The organism is Chryseobacterium limigenitum (genome assembly GCF_900114875.1).
Lineage (GTDB): Bacteria > Bacteroidota > Bacteroidia > Flavobacteriales > Weeksellaceae > Chryseobacterium > Chryseobacterium limigenitum.
Map to the genome: position 1 here is coordinate 78,475 of NZ_FPKW01000017.1, position 19,657 is coordinate 98,131.

10 protein-coding genes are annotated in these 19,657 nt (G+C 35.8%); 6 read left to right on the plus strand and 4 right to left on the minus strand.

Translation table 11 applies throughout. The features are described 5' to 3' along the window. Window positions 1-187: 187 nt before the first annotated feature. Entirely contained in the window at window positions 188-2,260 is a 2,073-nt protein-coding gene (locus BT156_RS17200) for an alpha-ketoacid dehydrogenase subunit alpha/beta (RefSeq protein WP_072411952.1), read from the minus strand. A 75-nt stretch (window positions 2,261-2,335) separates the two neighbouring features. Continuing rightward, window positions 2,336-4,450, minus strand: a complete 2,115-nt coding sequence (locus BT156_RS17205; protein ID WP_072411953.1) for a S8 family peptidase — start codon at window positions 4,448-4,450, stop codon at window positions 2,336-2,338. A 292-nt stretch (window positions 4,451-4,742) separates the two neighbouring features. Between BT156_RS17205 and dnaE the strand changes: the two genes are divergently transcribed. The 4 genes from dnaE to BT156_RS17225 all read left to right on the plus strand — a co-directional run bounded on the left by dnaE (window position 4,743) and on the right by BT156_RS17225 (window position 15,644). Next, window positions 4,743-9,410, plus strand: coding sequence for a DNA polymerase III subunit alpha (gene dnaE, locus BT156_RS17210; protein WP_072411954.1), 4,668 nt, complete (start codon window positions 4,743-4,745; stop codon window positions 9,408-9,410). Window positions 9,411-9,753: 343 nt separating this feature from the next. After that, complete coding sequence (locus BT156_RS17215) at window positions 9,754-12,492, plus strand: fibronectin type III domain-containing protein (protein ID WP_072411955.1); 2,739 nt, start codon at window positions 9,754-9,756, stop codon at window positions 12,490-12,492. A 139-nt stretch (window positions 12,493-12,631) separates the two neighbouring features. Beyond that, complete coding sequence (locus BT156_RS17220; protein ID WP_083582383.1) at window positions 12,632-14,596, plus strand: T9SS type A sorting domain-containing protein; 1,965 nt, start codon at window positions 12,632-12,634, stop codon at window positions 14,594-14,596. A gap of 274 nt (window positions 14,597-14,870) precedes the next feature. Beyond that, a complete protein-coding gene (locus BT156_RS17225; RefSeq protein ID WP_072411957.1) occupies window positions 14,871-15,644 on the plus strand; it encodes a T9SS-dependent choice-of-anchor J family protein in 774 nt (257 codons plus the stop codon). A 59-nt stretch (window positions 15,645-15,703) separates the two neighbouring features. Here BT156_RS17225 and BT156_RS22210 read toward each other — a convergent pair whose 3' ends face one another. After that, a complete protein-coding gene (locus BT156_RS22210; RefSeq protein ID WP_157885932.1) occupies window positions 15,704-15,862 on the minus strand; it encodes a hypothetical protein in 159 nt (52 codons plus the stop codon). Between the two features lie 44 nt (window positions 15,863-15,906). After that, a complete protein-coding gene (locus tag BT156_RS17230) occupies window positions 15,907-16,734 on the minus strand; it encodes an ion transporter (protein WP_072411959.1) in 828 nt (275 codons plus the stop codon). A gap of 63 nt (window positions 16,735-16,797) precedes the next feature. On the opposite strand from BT156_RS17230, the gene BT156_RS17235 reads away from it, so the two are divergent. Together BT156_RS17235 and BT156_RS17240 are read left to right on the plus strand one after the other, a co-directional pair. Continuing rightward, on the plus strand, window positions 16,798-17,895 hold the full coding sequence (locus BT156_RS17235; protein ID WP_072411961.1) for a Nif3-like dinuclear metal center hexameric protein: 1,098 nt from the start codon (window positions 16,798-16,800) through the stop codon (window positions 17,893-17,895). 2 nt (window positions 17,896-17,897) lie between these two features. Next, window positions 17,898-18,677 carry a zinc ribbon domain-containing protein gene (locus BT156_RS17240; protein ID WP_072411963.1) on the plus strand — a complete coding sequence of 260 codons (780 nt, stop codon included), beginning with the start codon at window positions 17,898-17,900 and terminating at the stop codon, window positions 18,675-18,677. Window positions 18,678-19,657: the final 980 nt, after the last annotated feature.

The following is a 19,657-nucleotide window of genomic DNA, read 5'->3' on the forward strand; positions in this document are numbered from 1 at the left end:
AACTTAAGCAAGAACACATAAGTTTAAAAAAATCTTTGATTTTAATTCTTTTGTGGTCTTTTATTTCAAAATGGCTCATCTTTAAATAGTTCAAGAATAGCTTTTGTATCTTTTGTGGTTAAATTTTACAGATTTTAAAATAAGGCATAAAAAAACCTCTAAAAATTTAGAGGTTCTGGTGTTATGCTTAGTTTTTTAACATTTCTTCGATTTTTGCGGTTAATTTTTCCGCATTTGGAAGCATTTCTTTTTCCAATATTAAATTGATCGGAACGGCTGGCGTATCCAGAGATCCCATTGTTTCTACCGGAGCATCCAGATATTTGAAACAGTTCTTAGAAATACGGTGTGCAAAGGCTTCTGCAAACGAATTGTTTAACTGTTCTTCCGTTAAAACGATACATTTTCCGTGAGCTTTTACTCTTTCGAAAACCAATTCTTCATCTAATGGAATTAACGTTCTTAAGTCGATCACTTCAACTTTTCCATTGAAGTTTTTAGCAGCTTCTTTTGCCCAATAAACTCCCATTCCGTAGGTTACAACCAATAAAGATCTGCCTTTTTCAACTTCATTTTTATCAGCTTCGATGATGATTTTTCCTTTTCCGAAAGGTAGAATGTAATCTTCTGCCGGTTCGATTGTTTTGGCATCTTCCGTTCCCGGAACTTTGCTCCAATATAATCCTTTATGTTCTAGCATTACAACCGGATTAGGGTCGTAATAAGCTGCTTTTAATAATCCTTTAAAATCTGCAGCGTTACTTGGATAAGCGATTTTTATTCCTTTAATATTAGCTAGAATACTCTCAACGCTTCCACTGTGGTATGGTCCGCCACCGCCGTAAGCTCCAATCGGAACTCTGATAATATTGCTTACCGGAAATTTTCCGTTGCTTAAATAGTTTGATTTTGAAATTTCAGTAATTAACTGATTGATTCCCGGATAAATATAATCTGCAAACTGAACCTCAACAATCGGCTTTAAACCAACCGCACTCATTCCTGTTGTAGAGCCAATAATATAAGCTTCCTGAATTGCTGTGTTGAAAACTCTTTTGCTTCCGAATTTCTTACCTAAAGTCACCGTTTCACGGAAAACTCCACCGATTCTTTCACCAACATCCTGCCCGTACAATAAAGCTTCTGGATGCTTCCACATAATCTCTTGGATCGCGTGAATGGCAGCATCAACCATTACAATTTTTTCACCACCTGCAGGTTCACGAGTCCCAACTTCTTCCGTAATTGGAGTAGGTGCGAAAATATGTTGCATTACCGTTTCAGGCTTTGGATCTTCAGCATTTTGAGCTCTTTGGAAAGCCTCTTCTGCTTCTAATCTTGCCTTTTTTGTAATTTGTTTTAATAATTCTTCGTCAGCACCAGATTCTAGCAATTGATTTCTAAGAATCTCTCCCGGATCTTTTGCTCTGTGCTTTGTTAAATCTTCTTCGTCTCTATAGAATTCTCTTCTTACTCCTGAAGTGTGATGACCAATCAAAACTGTTTTTGCACAAACAACTAATGGTTTTCTTTCTGTTCTTACAAAATCAACGGCTTTTTTCATCACTTCGAAACTTTCAGTGAAATCTGTTCCGTCAACTCTCATTCTGCTTAAGCCAGTAAATCCTGCTACGAAATCATATGCATCACAGGTTCTTGCTTCTTCTTTAGTTACAGAAATTCCCCATTCATTATCCTGAACCAGGAAAATAATAGGAAGCTGATGTAAAGCTGCAAACTGTAAAGCTTCACTTACTTCACCTTCGGTTACAGAATTATCTCCAAGGCTACAAACTACAACAGGATTGTTTTCAAATTGCTGTAATTCAAAGTCCTGAATATATTTGATTCCCTGAGCAACTCCGGTTGTCGGAATGGTCTGCATTCCCGTTGCAGAACTTTGATGAATGATCTTCGGCATATTTTCATCCCTGCTTGAAGGGTGAGAATAATATGATCTACCTCCAGAAAATGGGTCGTCAGCTTTTGCCAATAACTGCAACATCAATTGATATGGCTCAAAACCAATCCCAAGAAGGATACTTTCGTCTCTGTAATAAGGAGAAACCCAGTCTTCTTTTTTTAACTGATAAGCCGTTGCCAGCTGAATAGCCTCATGACCTCTCGACGTACTGTGAACATATTTACAGATGTTTCGGTTTTCTTCGTAAATGTCGGCCATTGCTTTTGCAAGCATCATATGGTTGTAAGCCTTTAGCAAAATATCCTGAGAAACTTTTTCGTGAAGTGTATTTTCCATAGGAAGCAAATATACATAAAAAAACAAAACACTAACAAGTGTTAGTGTTTTGTAGTAATCTATTTATTGTATTGATTATTCTTTGATAACTTTTTTAGAAATTACGTCTTTATCAGTCTTCACTTCAATGATGTAAATTCCTTTAGTGTAAGAAGAAATATCGATTGCTTCTTTGTCGCTGTTAATTACCCCATTCTGTAATCTTTTACCAGATAGGTCATAAATAGTGAAAGTAGATTTTTTAGGAGCTTTCAATACGTTAACAATATCCTTGGTAATGGTTGGAGCGACTGCAATACCGCTGTCTTTGATCGTCTCACTAGTTGCCAAAACTTGTTGTGAATATCCTGTAACGATGATAGAATAGTTTTGAGGAGCAGCTGCGCCTAGATTATTTACTAAAGTTCCTTTATTACCGATTTCAATTCTGTAGTCTCTACCTAGAACCGGAGCATCAATTACAACCTGTTCTACGTTATCAACTGTGTTATCACCTTTTGTAGCCGGAGCTGTTGGGTTTAAGGCGTTTAATTTCCAAGGTTGATAAATTGTACCTGTTACGGTATCAACAATTCTTAGATCTAAGTCATTTACTAATCTTGAAGATCTGTTGTTGTAAGCTTGCGCCCATGTTAGGTTGGCAGGAACAACATATTCAGGATCAATCCATGAAATTGTAACTTTTAATGGTTCAGTACCAGAAGCAGTAACTTTTTTCATGTTAGGCGTACCGCTTGTTAATGTTTCATTGTTAAAAATAACAGTGTTGTTAGATTTTCCAACTAATATTTCAGCACCTTTTTTAGCATTAATATAACCCCATCCAAACAATGCATCCGGACCAATGTTTCCAGCTTCAGAAGCTGAGTGAACCATTAATGTTTTTGCACTTGCAGCATTCAATATTTGGTTAGTAAAAAGATCTTTGTTGATTTGCGTCCACAACCCGATAACTCCTGTTACTACCGGTGCAGAATAAGAAGTTCCGCTTCCGTAGCTATATGTTACACTTCCTGTAGTGTTTTCTGCTGTAGCTGCAGAGAATACATTAGTTCCTGTTGTAGAAATATCCGGTTTAATTCCTCCGTCATCTCTTGGTCCCGCACTACTGTAGTCAGAATGTACAACGTCAGAAGCTGTAGTATATTTAAAGTTATTCGTAGAAATTACATCTGTAGCTCCAACAACGATAATGTTTTTAGCTAAAGATCCAGGTCCTATACAGTCAGCTCCATTGCTACAGTTTGTTGTAGGAAGGGTATCTGTTGCTGCAAATTGAACTAAGGTATTAGTGTCGTCTGTGTAATATTTAGGGAAAGCTGCAGTTCCTGGGTAATCTGGTCCGTAACCAAAATAATTTCCGGAAGATTTTACAATAATGTATGAAGGATTGTTATATACAATCTGATCATAACTCTGATCGTTGGTAAAATAGGTTCCCTGTAAATCCATAGCAGTAGAAGGAGTGTCAAAAGCACCGTTCCATACCCATGCATTGGCACCACTAACTGTTTTTAGATCCCAACCGACATTACTTCCATAAGAGTGGTTAGACAGATTAGGCTGAGCTACAAGTATTTTTTGAAATACAGTACTTGTTGCAGTATTGCCAGGCAATGTCGTCGTTGCAAATCTATAAGAATCCATTGTAGAATTTATAGCAATTCCTTTAATATCACCACTAAGACCGCCTCCACTTATAGGAATGCTTTTACCACCAATAAAACTAGCCACACCAGTTGAGTGCGCACTGTATATGTTAGTAGCAGCTTCTTTATTCGTAATTCTTCCTGGAATATTATTGAAAGCTGTGTGTGCTGCATAAACTCTACCACCGTCAAAAATAGTATAGTTAATACCTTCACCATTATAAGCATTAGTTAATCCGCTTACTCCACCTGCAGTATTAAGATTGTCAGCATTGGCATTGGCAACTTGTCTAAGATCTTCATTTTGATAAAAATAAGGTTTACCATTTGGCGTAAATCCAGCTAAGTTACTTCTTTGCTCTTCAATTTCCTTTAAAGTTTCCGGAGATCTGTCTGCTCCGTAATGCTTTGCAACATAAGAATCAAACTTTGCAGTATTCTCTTTGTTTTGTTTTTCAAACTCTCTTTTTAATCCTTCATTGTTTTGCGCACTTAATAATGTAATTGCCAAAGTGCCGACCAAAAGTAAATGTTTCTTCATAACTTTTTAGTAAATTTTTAAAAACGGTATATCCAACAAATGTATAGAAAATTATTTGTTTGGATTCATTATGTATGAATTAATTTGAAAATAATATGAATAATTTTTGAAAATACTTAAAATAGGGTGATATTGTGTCACTTTTATAATTATAATCAAAATGGGAAATGTTGAAATTTTATTTGTTTAATAGTAATTTGATAATGAAATGTCATAACCCAAATGATTTAAATTTTCAAAAAAATGAAGTAACTTTACATTCTCTTTTTTTAATAAAAGCTAGAAAAATTACATGTATTTAGTTTTTGACACAGAAACCACAGGTTTACCAAAGAATTTCAACGCACCACTCTCAGATTCAGACAACTGGCCAAGAATGGTTCAGATCGCATGGCAATTACATGACGATAATGGAGTTTTAATTGAAAACCAGGATTATATAATAAAACCGGAAGGTTACGATATTCCATTTAATGCCGCGAGAATTCACGGTATTACAACCAAAATTGCCAATGAGGAAGGTCGTGATCTACAGGAGATCTTAGAAGAATTTTCTAAAGTTTTAGATAGGGTAAGAGTAGTTTCCGGACACAATGTTGAATTTGATTACAATATTGTCGGGGCAGAATTATTCAGAAAAAATATAAAAGACAATCTTCAGGAAAAACCAAAAGCGGATACCATGATTTTGGGGACAAATTACTGTCAGCTTGGTGGAGGTCGTGGAGGAAGGTTCAAACCTCCGAAATTAGAGGAACTTTACGAAAAACTTTACGGTAACAAATTCGATGAAGCCCACAATGCAGCAGCCGACGTAAATGCAACGGCTCAGGTTTTCTTCGAGATGATGAGAATCGGGATCATTCCTGCTGAGGTTCTGAAAACTTCTGAGGATCAATTGGCGTATTTTAAAACGTTATATCCTGATCCAATAAAACCTTTCGGAATTGTTATCAGAAGACAGGTTGCAGATTTCAATAACAAGAAAAAGCAAAGCGACGTTGGAAGTATTGATGATATCGATCTTGGAAGATATTTCAATTTTGATAATCACAGTGTTTTCTCAACGCTGATGGCGACTTCCAGTATTTCAGATTTAATTAAAAAAGCTTCTGATGATAATTTTCCTGCGGTTGGAATGGTAGATATCGGAAATATGATGGGTGCTTTCAAATTTGTCTCTGCGGTTGAAGGAGCGAATAGTGACCGGGCGAAAAAACATAAAGAATATTTAGCAAAAAAACAGGAAGCGGAAGAAAACGGAACAGAATTTAATGAAGAAGAACCTCTTTCTGAGCCACTAATTCCTGTTGTTGGATGTGAATTTTTTATATCAGACCGTTACGAGCAGAAGCAATTTACCAAAGATGATCCGGACAGAAGAACACAGGTTGTTCTTTTGGCAAAGGACTTTGATGGATATAAAAATTTAGCAAAACTTTCAAGTATAGGATTCTTAAAAGGATTTTATTTTGGAGTTCCAAGGATCAGCCGAGAACTCATTGCTGAGTATAAAGAAGGACTTATTGCCCTAACTTCAGGAATCAACGGAGACATTCCCGATGCTATTTTAAATACAGGGGAACAAAAAGGGGAGGAACTTTTCAAATGGTGGAAGGAGACTTTTGAGGATGATTTTTATGTTCAGATTCAAAACCATAATCTTCCCGAAGAAGAGCATTTAAATGATGTTTTACTGCATTTTGCAGATAAGTATAATGTTAAAATTTTAGCACAAAACGAAACATATTACACCAATAAAGACGATTCTAATATTCAGGATATTGTAAGCTGTATCAAAGATGGAGAAAAGCTTACAACGCCTGTTGGTAAAGGTTTTGGTAAAAGAAGAGGTCTTGCTTCCGGAGAGTATTTTATTAAAAATTCTCATGAAATAAAAGAAGCCTTCTTAAATTATCCTGATGCTTTTGATGCCTATGAAGAATTTACGGCAAAATTTAAACCTTATACTTTAAAAAGAGACGTTTTACTTCCAAAATTTGATATTCCTGAAGAATTTATTCATGCTGAAGATGAAGTTGATGGTGGAAAACGGGGTGAAATGGCCTATTTAACGCATCTAACTTACGAAGGAGCAAGAAAAAGGTATGCCGATACGGGAATCACAGACGAAATTAAGGAACGTCTTGATTTTGAGCTTGAAGTTGTTGCCAATACAGGTTATCCCGGTTACTTTTTAATTGTACAGGATTTCTGTAACGAAGCCCGCAAAATGGGAGTTTGGGTTGGTCCGGGACGTGGTTCGGCAGCAGGATCTGCCGTTGCATATTGTACAGGAATTACCAATGTTGACCCGATTAAATACGATCTCCTTTTTGAGAGATTTTTGAACCCGGAAAGGATTTCAATGCCCGATATTGATATCGATTTTGATGATGAAGGTCGAGACAAGATCATTAAATGGGTTGTTGAAAAATACGGTAAAAATCAGGTAGCACAGATTATTACTTATTCAGTTTTAGGTGGAAAATCTGCGATTAAAGATGCCGGAAGGGTTTTAGACCTTTCAATTCCTGATACGATTAATATTGCTAAACTTATCCCTTCCACACCGGGGATGAATATTGCGAAAGCGTTATCAAAATATGATAAATTAAAACCTGAGGATCAGATGCTTGTCGATGAGATGAGATATGTTCTGGATAGTCCTGAAGACCCACGTTTTGATGTACTTGCGAGTGCTAAAAAAATGGAAGGATGTATCAGAAATACAGGTATTCACGCTTGTGGGGTGATTATTACACCTGAAGATGTGAGTAATCTGGTTCCGGTGACGATCGCGGCTAAAGATGCTGATATTTTGGTATCTCAGTTCGACAACTCGGTGGCGGAAAGTGCCGGACTTCTGAAAATGGACTTCCTGGGTCTTCGTACTTTGACGATCATCAGAGATGCTTTAAGGTTGATTAAAGAAAGGCATAATGTTGATATCGATCCGGATACAATTCCGCTTGATGATACAAAAACTTATCAATTATTTAAGGAAGGAAGAACAGTCGGGATTTTCCAATATGAAAGTCCCGGGATGCAAAAGTATATGAGGGAGCTTAAGCCAACGGTTTTTGCCGATCTTATTGCCATGAACGCCCTTTACCGTCCGGGTCCTATTAAATATATCCCGAACTTTATCAACAGAAAACACGGGATTGAAGAAATTGTGTACGATTTACCCGAAACCGAAGAATATTTAAAAGAAACCTACGGAATTACCGTTTATCAGGAGCAGGTAATGCTTCTGTCTCAAAAGCTGGCCAACTTTACAAAAGGTGAAGCCGATACGTTGAGAAAAGCGATGGGTAAAAAGCAGATCGACGTACTGAATAAAATGTACCCGAAATTCATCGAAGGTGGTAAGAAAAACAACCTTGCCGAAGATCCGTTAAATAAAATCTGGAATGACTGGAAAGCCTTTGCAGAATACGCTTTTAACAAATCTCACTCTACCTGTTATGCATTAATTGCGTATCATACAGCCTATCTGAAAGCAAATTATCCCGCAGAATACATGGCGAGTGTAATGAGTAACAACATCAACAATACGGAATCAATTACCATGTTCATGGAGGATTGTAAAAGTATTGGTGTAGATGTTTTAGGTCCTGATGTTAATGAGTCTCAATATAAATTCTCTGTAAACGAAAAAGGTCAGATCCGTTTCGGATTGGGAGCGATAAAAGGTATCGGGGAAGGTCCGAGTGAGGCGATTACAAGAGAAAAAGCCAACGGAAGATTTAAAAACATATACGATTTCTTTGAAAGAATTTTGCCTTCTCAAATGAATAAAAGAGTAGCGGAAAGTTTAGTATTGGCGGGAGCTTTCGATGAATTGGATTCTTTCCACCGTGGTCAGTATTTTGATATTGATATGGCCGGAAGAACTAATTTGGAAAGATTAATAAGATACGGACAAAGCTTCCAGGAAGGCAAAAATGAGATGGAACATTCTCTTTTTGCGGATTTTGCTGATGAAGTTCAGATCGAACAGCCAAAATTAGCACCTTGCCCGGAATGGCCGAACATGCACAAGCTTAATAAAGAAAAAGAAATCATCGGTTTCTATCTTTCTGCTCACCCGTTGGATGAATTTAAGTATCACTATCAATTCATGCAGGGGCAGCTTTCTAAAAAAGCGGTTTTGGAAAAGGATGAGGAGGAAAAAGTCGTAACAGAAGTTGTTCCGATCCTTGAAAAAGATACTATTGATGAGGCAGCAGATCTTATAGAAATTGTTTCTGATGAGTTGTCTGTCGGCGAAGAGGAAATCATAGAAGAAGTAGCGAAGAAGGCCGAACCAAAAGGTAATTTTTCATTCTTAAATCTTGATGAGGTTGATGCTTACAAAGAGCAGGCTTTTGCCAATAAAGGAGAAGAATTGTTTGAGGAAAAGAAAAAAGACTGGAAAACGCTACAAAAAGAAAGAGAAAATGGCGGTGCCGGAAAAGAATACACCGTTGCCGGTCTGATCACCGAGTATGTGGTAAAGGATGGCTTCAAAAGTGGTGAAAAAGTAGCTTTTGTTACATTGGAAGACTACTCCGGATCATATTCTTTCAGGCTGGGGGACAGAGATTATATGCGTTTGAAAGAAAAACTTGAGGTACAGCGTTTTGTTATATTTAAAATAAAATTTGCCCAGGTAAAAGACGGACGTGTTTTTGTAAATGTTAACGATGTGATCGAACTTCAGGAAGCTTTCGAGAGATTTGCAAAAAGTATATCGCTGGTGATGGATGTGATGGATTTCAGGTCAGAAGATCTTGATTTTTTCAGAACAGTACTCGACAGAAACAAAGGGGATCAAAAGCTGAAATTCTTCATTAAAAATATTGAGGATGATTCTCATTTAGAGCTGCAGTCTATGAAACATTCGGTAGACCTTAATGGAGATTTGATAAAAGAAATACAGTTACTCAACAAATACGAGTTTTATCTCAATTAATTTGAATCGAATTAGAGTTAAAAAAAGTGGCGAAAGTCACTTTTTTTGGTTTATAATATTAACTTATTTTATTAAATAGTAAAATTTTAATAATTAATAATTTTCATTTTATCTGATTTTGTTTGATTTATAAACATTGTCACTTTTTAAGTTAACTATTTGGTAATTAATAGTTAATAATTAATTCATTTTGTGATGATAATTTTAATTAGGTTAAATGTTTGTTTAATTATTGATAATGATTTAGTTAAATTACTTTTTTTACTTTAAAAAATTATGATATTTTTTGATATTGATTGAAATAATTTTCTACATTTACCCTCTAATTTTTATTTTACTACGTATGAAAAAACTAAATCTACTGTTTTTACTTTTGATAAGTTTGTTTACTTATCAATCGTATTCGGGACAGAATTTTACGCTCACAACCTGTTCAACCGGCCTTAGTACCAATACCTATGGGCCAATGAACAGTGTTACGACTGCTAACAGTAAAAATAGGACTGCATTTATTATTCCTTCCTCACAGCTTACTGCAATAAGTGGAGGTATAATTACAGGGACTTATTTTAAAAGACTGGCATCATCAGGAACTCTTCCTGCAGGAACTACTTTCAAAATCTATTTGAAGAATACTGCTGCTGCGGATTTTGGTTCTGGATCTCCAGATTGGGCAACGGAAGTATCTACAGCAACTTTGGTGTATGATTCAGATCCGGCAACAGCAACAGGAAGTACTCCTGGTTACAAGCAGTATGTACATTCTACCAATTTTCCATACACAGGCGGAAGCAATCTTGCTATTTATGTAGAGTATGTACAGACAACAGCACCTACAACAGCAATTACTTGGGATTATGAATATGGGACAACTTGTATTAGTAGTACAAATAGTAATACTACAAAGTATATAACTACAACTTCAGCTTTTCCTGCAACTTTAACGAGTACAAATTACAGAAGACCTGTAATTGCATTTGATGTAACATTTCCTCCTGCTGTATCTGCGCCTGCTTGTACCACAATGTCGGCACCAGCTAACAATGCGACAGCTGTTTCTGTAACACCAACGTTTACATGGGCTGGGGTTTTTGGACAAAACGGAGCAACAAGTTACTTAATTAATCTGGGAACAACTCCAGGTGGAACAGACGTTATGAATGGTGTTGACGTAGGTAACGTTACAACATATACTGTGCCTGCAGGTACGCCTCTTAATTTCAATCAGCAATACTATATTACTGTAATCCCTAAAAATGCTATAGGGAATGCTACAGGTTGTACTGAACGTACATTTACAACAGGTAACATTACATGTCCTTCTGTAACTGCTCCTACATCTGCAGCTATAGGAGTTTCAACAACACCTACTATTACTTGGACTGCAACTTCTGGAGCAACGGGATATAGAATATCCATGGGTACAACTTCTGGAGGAACTGATATTTTAAACAATGTAGATGTAGGAAATGTTACTACTTATACATTAGGTACAGTATTAAACAACAGTACAACTTATTATTATACTGTAAATTCTTATAACGGCGGAGCAACTTCTGCATCATGCACAGTAAGAAATTTTACTACAGTTTGTGGTGTTTTAACGCCTAGTTATACTAATGATTTTGCTACATTCCCTGGTAACTGCTGGTCTCAGGCTAGTGGAGGGACACCGGCAACAGGTCCAGGTACCGGTACTACCAATTATTGGATTGCAGATGGCTTCTTAAATGTAGGAAGTACAGGAGCTGCAAGAATTAATCTTTATTCTACAGCAAGACAAGGATGGTTAAAATCTCCAAGTTTTAATTTATCTGCTGGTGGTTACAGAGTTAAATTTGATTATGGATTGACTGGTTATGGGGTTACTACCGCAAGTGCAATGGGTTCAGATGATGTAATACAGTTCGTGGTTTCTACTGACGGTGGAACTACATGGACAGTTCTGAATACTTGGAATACAAGTAATACACCAACTAACACGTTAAATACTTATACTTTTGATTTAAGTAATTACATAGGAGCAAATACTATGTTTGCAATATACGGAAATGATGGTACCGTGGATGATACTCAAGATTATGATTTCTTTGTAGATAATTTTGTTGTAGAGACGATTCCTGCATGTGACAGTCCTACAGGTTTAAGTAGTTCATTAGTTACTAGTAATTCAGCTACTATTTCTTGGACGGCTCCAGCTGTTGCTCCGGCTAATGGTTATGAATATTATTATTCAACAACTAATACTGCTCCAACTTCAGGAACGGCAACTACAGCAACTACAGTAAACCTTTCTCCTCTTGCTCAATCTACAACTTATTATTATTGGGTAAGATCAATTTGTACAGGTACGCAAAGTGTTTGGTTAACTGGTTCTTTCACTACTCCAGCTACTCCGCCTGTAAATGATACTTGTTCAGGTGCAATTGCTTTAACAGTAGGTAATAACTTTGCAGCGAGCCTTTTAACAACTTCAAATGCAGGAGCTACAACAGATGGTACAACATCATGTCAGACTAGTAGAGGAGATAATGTTTGGTTCTCAGTAGTTGTGCCTGCAAGTGGAAGCATTACAGTAGAAACAAAAGGGGTTACAGGATCAGGATTATTAGATACAGTTCTTTCTGCTCATAGCGGAACATGTGGATCATTAACTTCAGTAGGTTGTAATGATGATAGCGCTGCGGGAGGTGTTTATTCATTGTTGTCATTAACAGGACAAACTCCAGGATCTACTTTATACTTTAGTGTATGGAGATATACAGGAACTGCAGGAGGTACAAGTACAAACGGACAGTTCCAGATTTCAGCTTATGATGCTTCAGTCTTAGGAACTTCAGAAGTTTCCGGTGCTAAAAACGGTATTAAAGTATATCCAAATCCTTTCGCTGATGATCTTAATATTTCAGATATCTCTAAAGTGAAGTCTGTTTTAGTAAATGATATTTCAGGAAGATTGGTGAAAACTATCAGCAATCCAGGTTCTACTCTTCATTTAGGAGAATTAAAATCAGGAATGTATCTGGTGACTTTAGAAATGAAAGACGGTACAAAACAAACAATTAAAACAATTAAAAAGTAAATTTTATAACCTATAATTAAATTGTATAACGGCTAAATTTTTTAGCCGTTATTTTTTTTAGTTAAATATTAGATTTTAGAGTGTTATATGAATGTATTATTATTAATTTAGTAGGCAAATCAGCAAAAAACATTCTTTTATGACAAAATTTTTACTTTCATGTTTATTAATGATAAGCATGACGCTTAATGCCCAGATCAACTTGGGTACAGGAAGTACAGATGTTGGAGTTGCTCCAATAAGCACCTATTATGGCTATTCTTACGTTCAGCAAATTTTCACAAAACAGGAAATTAATGCGAATGCGGCAGGAAATATTACGGGTCTTAAGTTTTATCTTGATCCTGCAATGTCTATAGCCAACTCTTCAGATTGGGTAGTTTATTTGGGTCAGACTGCAAAAACTTCATTTGCTTCGGATTCAGACTGGATTCCTGCCGGTCAGTTAACCCAGGTATTCTCAGGAACGGTAACCAATACAAATGGAGTGGTGGAAATTACTTTTGCGACGCCTTTTCCGTACAACAATACAAGCAATTTAGTAGTTGCAGCCGAGGAAAACTCTGCAGGGTACGATTCCAATGATTTTGATGAAGCAATGTATGTTTATCCTTCAGCTCCAAATTCTACCTTATATTTTAGAGATGATAACGTAAATCCGGATCCTTTTTCTCCATCAGACGGAAATTTGGAACCTTATAAATCTGTGATTACGTTTAATGGATTAATCCCAAATCCTATTCCCGCTTGTCCATTGATAACATATCCTGCAAATAGTTCTATGTTTATTCCAATATTACCTACCATTACTTGGAATAACTCTTCAGGTGCTACAGGATATAAAGTTTCTATTGGAACAACTCCTGGAGGAACAAATGTTGTTAATCAGCAATTAGTAGCTACCAACAGTTTTACGGTTTCAACGGCTCTTAACCCAGGGACTAATTATTATGTGAAAGTTGTTGCAGTAGGCGCGGCAGGGGAGTCTTCAGGCTGTTCTGATACGATGTTTACAACAGTGCCGCCAGCACCGGCAAATGATGAATGTTCTGCAGCGGTTGCATTAACTGTAAATCCTAATCTCAATTGTGGTGTTGTAACTTCGGGATATACACTGGGGGCTACAGACTCAGGTTTAATTCCTGACCCTTGTTATGGTAATCCTGATGATGATGTTTGGTTTAAATTTGTCGCTACGGCTACCTCTCATAGAGTTTCGCTTACTAATATTGTTTCTGTAGGCTCTGATAATGATACAGATACCTATTTCCAGGTATTTGACGGATCTTGTGGCTCATTAAACAGTATTTTATGCTCGGATAATACTACATCTACAGTTGCCGGACTTACAGTAGGAGGAACTTATTATGTAAGAGTATACAGCTATTATGGTTCTGGAAGTAACCAAAGTTTTGATATCTGTATCGGAACATTTCCACCGCCACCAGCAAATGATGATTGCTCTGGAGCATTACAGGCAACTACATTCCCTTATAATTATACACAATCTGATGGAGGAGGTGCTACCAATAACGGAGGATTTATTACGGCTTGTTCTAATAGTATGAACGACGGCACATGGTTCTCATTTACAGGTAATGGTAATGCGTATGTTATAACCGTAACAATGCCTGCTGCAAGCGATTTTGATCCTGAAATTGGTGTTTATACAGGTACTTGCGGAAGTTTGGTTTGTGTAGACCGCGTTGATGATAACGGACAGGGAGGTACTGAAACTATTTCGATACCAACAGTTGCCGGAACTACTTATTTGGTGAATGTAGGAAATTACAGTGGCTTCACGGATGATCCTGAAGGTACATTTACTATTAACATTACAAACGGAACATTAGGAACCTCTGAAGTTGCCGGAACTAAAAACGGTATTAAAGTGTATCCGAATCCTTTCACAGATGTAGTGAATATCTCAGACGTAAACAATGTAAAATCTGTTTCTGTTTCTGATATCTCCGGAAGATTGGTTAAAACAATCGACAAACCGTCATCAGAGATTCATTTGGGAGAATTAAAGTCAGGATTGTATTTGGTAACATTAAATATGAAAGACGGCTCAAAACAAACGATAAAAACTATTAAGAAATAATAAGATTTAATAGTATAATTTAAAGGTAACCAAATCGGTTACCTTTTTTTATTGAAAAAATATTTTATATAAATTCTGAGTGAAATTGAGACTTATTGTTTGTTTGCTGATAATTTAGATTAAATTTTAATACGTAATTATTTTTTTTGTTTGAATATTTGAATTGTTGACTTGAAGTTTATTCATGTTGGAGTGTATTATTTTCCTGTTTATTTTTTGAAAAGAATTAGGATCTTTTTAACATTGCCCTATAATTTTAATATAATTTTTATACATGAAAAAACTTTTATTTCTTCTTTTAGGTTTGCCTGTTGCAACCTTTGGACAATGGACGGAAAATTTTGATGCAGGAACTACTTTACCTGCTGGCTGGGCTGTAATAAATAATGGAGGTGCAAATGGCTGGGAATTTGGTCTGCCAGATTCAGGAGTGGCACAATCTGGAGCAAATGTAGCTACTATTACTTATGACGATGTAGCACATGATGATCATTTAATTACAAAAGCAATTAACGTACAAGCTGGATTAAGTAATAGAATTTCATTTTATATAAAATCCGGACTCAATTCTTTTCCGGAAGATTATGAAGTTTTGCTTTCTACCACCAATCAAACGGCTGCTGCTTTTACAACAGTACTTCAGGCAACACAGAAGGCGCCATCTACATGGACTAAGAAAACATTTAATTTGTCATCATATGTAGGGCAGACCGTTTACATCTCTATTCATGCAACAGATACAGATCAGTTTCAACTATATGCAGATACATTTGTTGTAGATGGAATACCAACTTTAGGAACTTCAGAAATTGCAGGAACTAAGGAAATTACTAAAGTATATCCCAATCCTTTCGCAGATGTGTTGAATATTTCAGATGTAAACAATGTAAAATCTGTTTCTGTTTCCGATATTTCAGGAAGATTGATTAAAACAATCGATAAACCTTCATCAGAGATTCATTTAGGAGAATTAAAGTCAGGATTATATGTAGTTACATTAGATATGAAAGATGGTTCTAAACAAACAGTCAAAGCAATTAAAAAGTAAATAAATAATTTTTAAACAAAAACGAGACGGCAATTAAGTCGTCTCATTTTATATTTAGATTATTTGTCTGGAACAGGTTGTATGTCACCTGTGTTCATATGTTCAAAAACTGTTGGGAAAAACATCACGAGTATAAAATAAATGATGATCATTAATACAATTAAAGCAAAAAGAATAATTACTAAACTGCTTGGCTTGTTTTTCTTTTGTGGTTCCATGATTTTGTGGTATTTTGGTTAATAGAATAAACTTATAGAAAGTATTAAGCTAATTTCTTGCCACACTGCTTACAATACCTTGCATCATCATCAATATCTTCATTTCCACATCTCTCGCATGTCTTTTCAAGATTCTGTCTCTTGTTTCTCATTTCCGCAGTTACGATCCCTGTAGGAACTGCAATAATGGAATAACCTGCCAGCATCAGGATAACCGCAAAAAATTTACCCATCGGCGTGATCGGAGAAACATCACCATAACCAACCGTTGTCACCGTAACCACAGCCCAATAAATAGATTGCGGAATAGTTTCAAATCCAGGTCTTCCGCCTTCCACCATAAACATCAGAGAACCAACGATTACTGAAAAAATAATTAAAAATAAAAGGAAAATATATATTTTTCTTGAACTGTTTTTTAATGCTCTCACGATTACAGTTCCATCATTCATAAAATCAAGAAGATTGAAAACCCTGAAAACCCTCAACATTCTCAGCATTCTGAAAATCAGGAAATATTTAGTTACAGGAAAGAAAAAACTCAGATAAAACGGAACCAGAGCCAAAAAATCAATAATTCCGAAAAAACTGAAAACATATTGTTTTTTATTTTTTACAACAGCAATTCTGCTAAAATATTCCGCCGAAAAAAATATAGAGATAACCCATTCAAGAATAATAAAGGTATAATGGAATTTTTTATCAAGCTGAGGTACACTTTCCATCATAATGATGAATGTACTTACAAGAATTAAGAATAATAAAATAATGTCGAATAATTTGCCGAGTTTGGTATCGGAACGGTAAATAATTCGGTAAAGATGCCTTTTCCAGAGCGCGTCTCCGGGAATAAGGTTGTGCTCTCTTTCCATTTTTTAATGCTTTTTTTAAATTAACAAATTATCGTTATTTTCGTAGCAAACATACAGAATAAAATGACAATAAGTGAAGTAATTTCTAAAATAGAAACGCGCATTCCGCTACAGCAGGCAGAAGATTTTGATAACGTAGGGTTGCTGTGTGGAGTTCCTACCCGCAGCGTAAGCGGAATTCTGGTTTGCCACGACGCTCTGGAAAACGTTGTAGATGAAGCCATTAAGAAAAATTGTAACTTAATTGTATGTTTTCATCCGATTATCTTTTCTGGGTTAAAATCTTTAACAGGAAAAAATTATGTTGAAAGAGCAGTTTTAAAAGCGATCGAAAATAAAATTGCCATTTATGCCATTCATACCGCTTGGGATAACGACTTTTTTGGAGTAAATGCCGGAATTTGCAATCATTTAGGCTTAAAAAACCTGAAGATTCTTCAGCCAAAGAAAAATAACTTAAAACAATTAACGGTTTTTGTCCCTAAAGATCATGCTGAACAGGTAAAAGAAGCTCTTTTTTCAGCAGGAGCGGGAAATATTGGTTTTTATGATGAATGCAGTTTTACGTTGAATGGAGGCGGAACTTTCAGACCAATTGAAGGCTCAAATCCATTCTCCGGTCAACAGAATATCCGTGAAAATGCAGATGAAAACATGGTTTCGGTTATTTTTGAAGGTTACAAGCAAGGTCAGATTATTTCAGCAATGAAATCTGCGCATCCATATGAAGAAGTGGCGCATCAGATCTACAATTTAGATAATGAAAACCAATATTCAGGCTTGGGGATGTACGGAGAATTGGATGAAGAAATGAATGAAAAAGATTTTTTGAAGTTTGTAAAAGAGAAATTTAACCTTGAAATCATTAAACATTCAGATTTTAATAACAAAAAAATAAAAAGAGTAGGAGTGTTAGGCGGTTCCGGTGCCAGTGGAATAAAATCTGCACTATCTAAGAAATGCGACGCCTATCTTACGGGAGATATCAAATACCACGACTATTTCCTGGCAGAATCCAAAATGCTTATTTGCGATATAGGGCACTATGAATCAGAACAATTCGTTACTCAACAATTATTTGAAATTTTGTCACAAAAATTTACTACATTTGCAATTTCGAAATCTAACGAAAAAACAAACCCAGTAAATTATTTCCTTTAGATATGGCAACAAAGACCAACGATATTTCAGTTGAAGAGAAGTTAAGAGCTTTATACGATTTACAGATCATAGATTCAAGATTGGATGAAATCCGAAATACAAGAGGAGAATTGCCAATTGAGGTTGAAGATCTTGAAATCGAGATTGAAGGACTTGAAAAAAGAGCTGAAAAATTTCACGCTGATATCAAAGATCAGGACGATCAGATCAAAACCAAGCATGAAGTGATAAACCATGCAAAAGCTTTAATTGAAAAATACAAGTCTCAGCAGGACAATGTAAGAAACAATAAAGAGTTTGAAGCATTAGGAAAAGAAATGGAATTCCAGGATCTTGAAATTCAGCTTGCTGAAAAAAGAATCAAAGAATTCGGAGCTAAAATTGCTCACAAAAACGAAACTTTAAGTGAACTGAATACAAAAATCAGTAATCTTAAAAACCACTTAAAATTCAAAAAAGAAGAATTAGATGGTCTTATCTCTGAAACTCAGAAAGAAGAAGACTATTTGATCGAGCAGTCAAAAGAATATGCAGGTAAGATCGACGAGAGATTACTGGCTTCTTATACTAGAATCAGAACAAGTTCTCCTACCGGTTTAGCGGTTGTAGGATTAGAAAGAGGAGCTCCGAAAGGATCATTCTTCACTATTCCTCCTCAAAAGCAGATGGAAATCGCTCAGAGAAAGAAAATTATTATTGATGAGCATTCAGGAAAAATTCTTGTAGATGACGAATTGGTAATAGAAGAAACTGAAAGAATGAAAACTGTAATTAAATTCTAATTATAGATTTTAATCACTTCTGAAAGTTCGATTCAGATAAAGTACAAAATTAAACTACCAAGCCGGAGCAAAGATATTTTGCTCTGGCTTTTTTTATTTTCCCGGCCGTCCTGCGCTTCGCTTCGGCCGCCTCGAAAAAGGATGCCGCTTCAATCCGGGCTAGGGTAGCAGGTATTCTTATTGCTTCTTCTCGTAGTAGATATTTCCCGGGCATAATTTCAATCGATTTTCCTTCCAGACATTTCCCCAACCCCTAACTGATCTATAAAGATATAGACTCCAACTCTCAAACCCTCCCACGCTCAAGTTCTATATTCTAAGATCTGTGCCAATCAGTGTCAATCAGTGGTAAATAAAAAAAGTATCCCTCAAGCATAGCCTTCATCCTTCACATTGAAACCTCATAGGTTTTCAAAACCTATGAGGTTTACTTTCTTATACCTTATATATAGTATAGCAGATTATATAAAAAATCAGTCTTCTAATCCCTTTCCACCGTTGAAAACACCTATTCTGACACTTCTCAAAAAGATAATCGAATACTGTGGATAACTGTGGATAACCCCATAACATAAATTATATCAATAAATTAGAATTAAAACTTTTCCACAATATGAGTTTTATATGAACATTATGTTAAATTGATTTGGAAGTAGTGGTAAAGTTGATGTACTTTTGCCCCACTGAAAACGCGAGGTTGACAGTAGCGCAGAAGGAGGTAATGATACTATAGATACTACGAAACAGATTAAAATAAACTTTAAAATTTTTAGTAAATAAAAGTTGTTAAAGTTAAAATAATTTGTATCTTTGCAGTCCGGTAAAACGGGAGCATAGGAGTAGAAGATTGAGATATGGAAGATGGGATTTAGGGTTAGTTAAAAAACTTTAAATTAAGTCAAAAAAGTCTTGGTCAATTAGAAATAATTTTTTACTTTTGCACACGCAAATCTATACTGAAAACGACAGAAAATTAGGTA

Coding starts and splice junctions, on each gene's coding strand:
- BT156_RS17200 (WP_072411952.1), bottom strand. CDS start 2,260: ATGGAAAATACACTTCACGAAAAAGTTTCTCAGGATATTTTGCTAAAG.
- BT156_RS17205 (WP_072411953.1), bottom strand. CDS start 4,450: ATGAAGAAACATTTACTTTTGGTCGGCACTTTGGCAATTACATTATTA.
- dnaE (WP_072411954.1), top strand. CDS start 4,743: ATGTATTTAGTTTTTGACACAGAAACCACAGGTTTACCAAAGAATTTC.
- BT156_RS17215 (WP_072411955.1), top strand. CDS start 9,754: ATGAAAAAACTAAATCTACTGTTTTTACTTTTGATAAGTTTGTTTACT.
- BT156_RS17220 (WP_083582383.1), top strand. CDS start 12,632: ATGACAAAATTTTTACTTTCATGTTTATTAATGATAAGCATGACGCTT.
- BT156_RS17225 (WP_072411957.1), top strand. CDS start 14,871: ATGAAAAAACTTTTATTTCTTCTTTTAGGTTTGCCTGTTGCAACCTTT.
- BT156_RS22210 (WP_157885932.1), bottom strand. CDS start 15,862: ATGGAACCACAAAAGAAAAACAAGCCAAGCAGTTTAGTAATTATTCTT.
- BT156_RS17230 (WP_072411959.1), bottom strand. CDS start 16,734: ATGGAAAGAGAGCACAACCTTATTCCCGGAGACGCGCTCTGGAAAAGG.
- BT156_RS17235 (WP_072411961.1), top strand. CDS start 16,798: ATGACAATAAGTGAAGTAATTTCTAAAATAGAAACGCGCATTCCGCTA.
- BT156_RS17240 (WP_072411963.1), top strand. CDS start 17,898: ATGGCAACAAAGACCAACGATATTTCAGTTGAAGAGAAGTTAAGAGCT.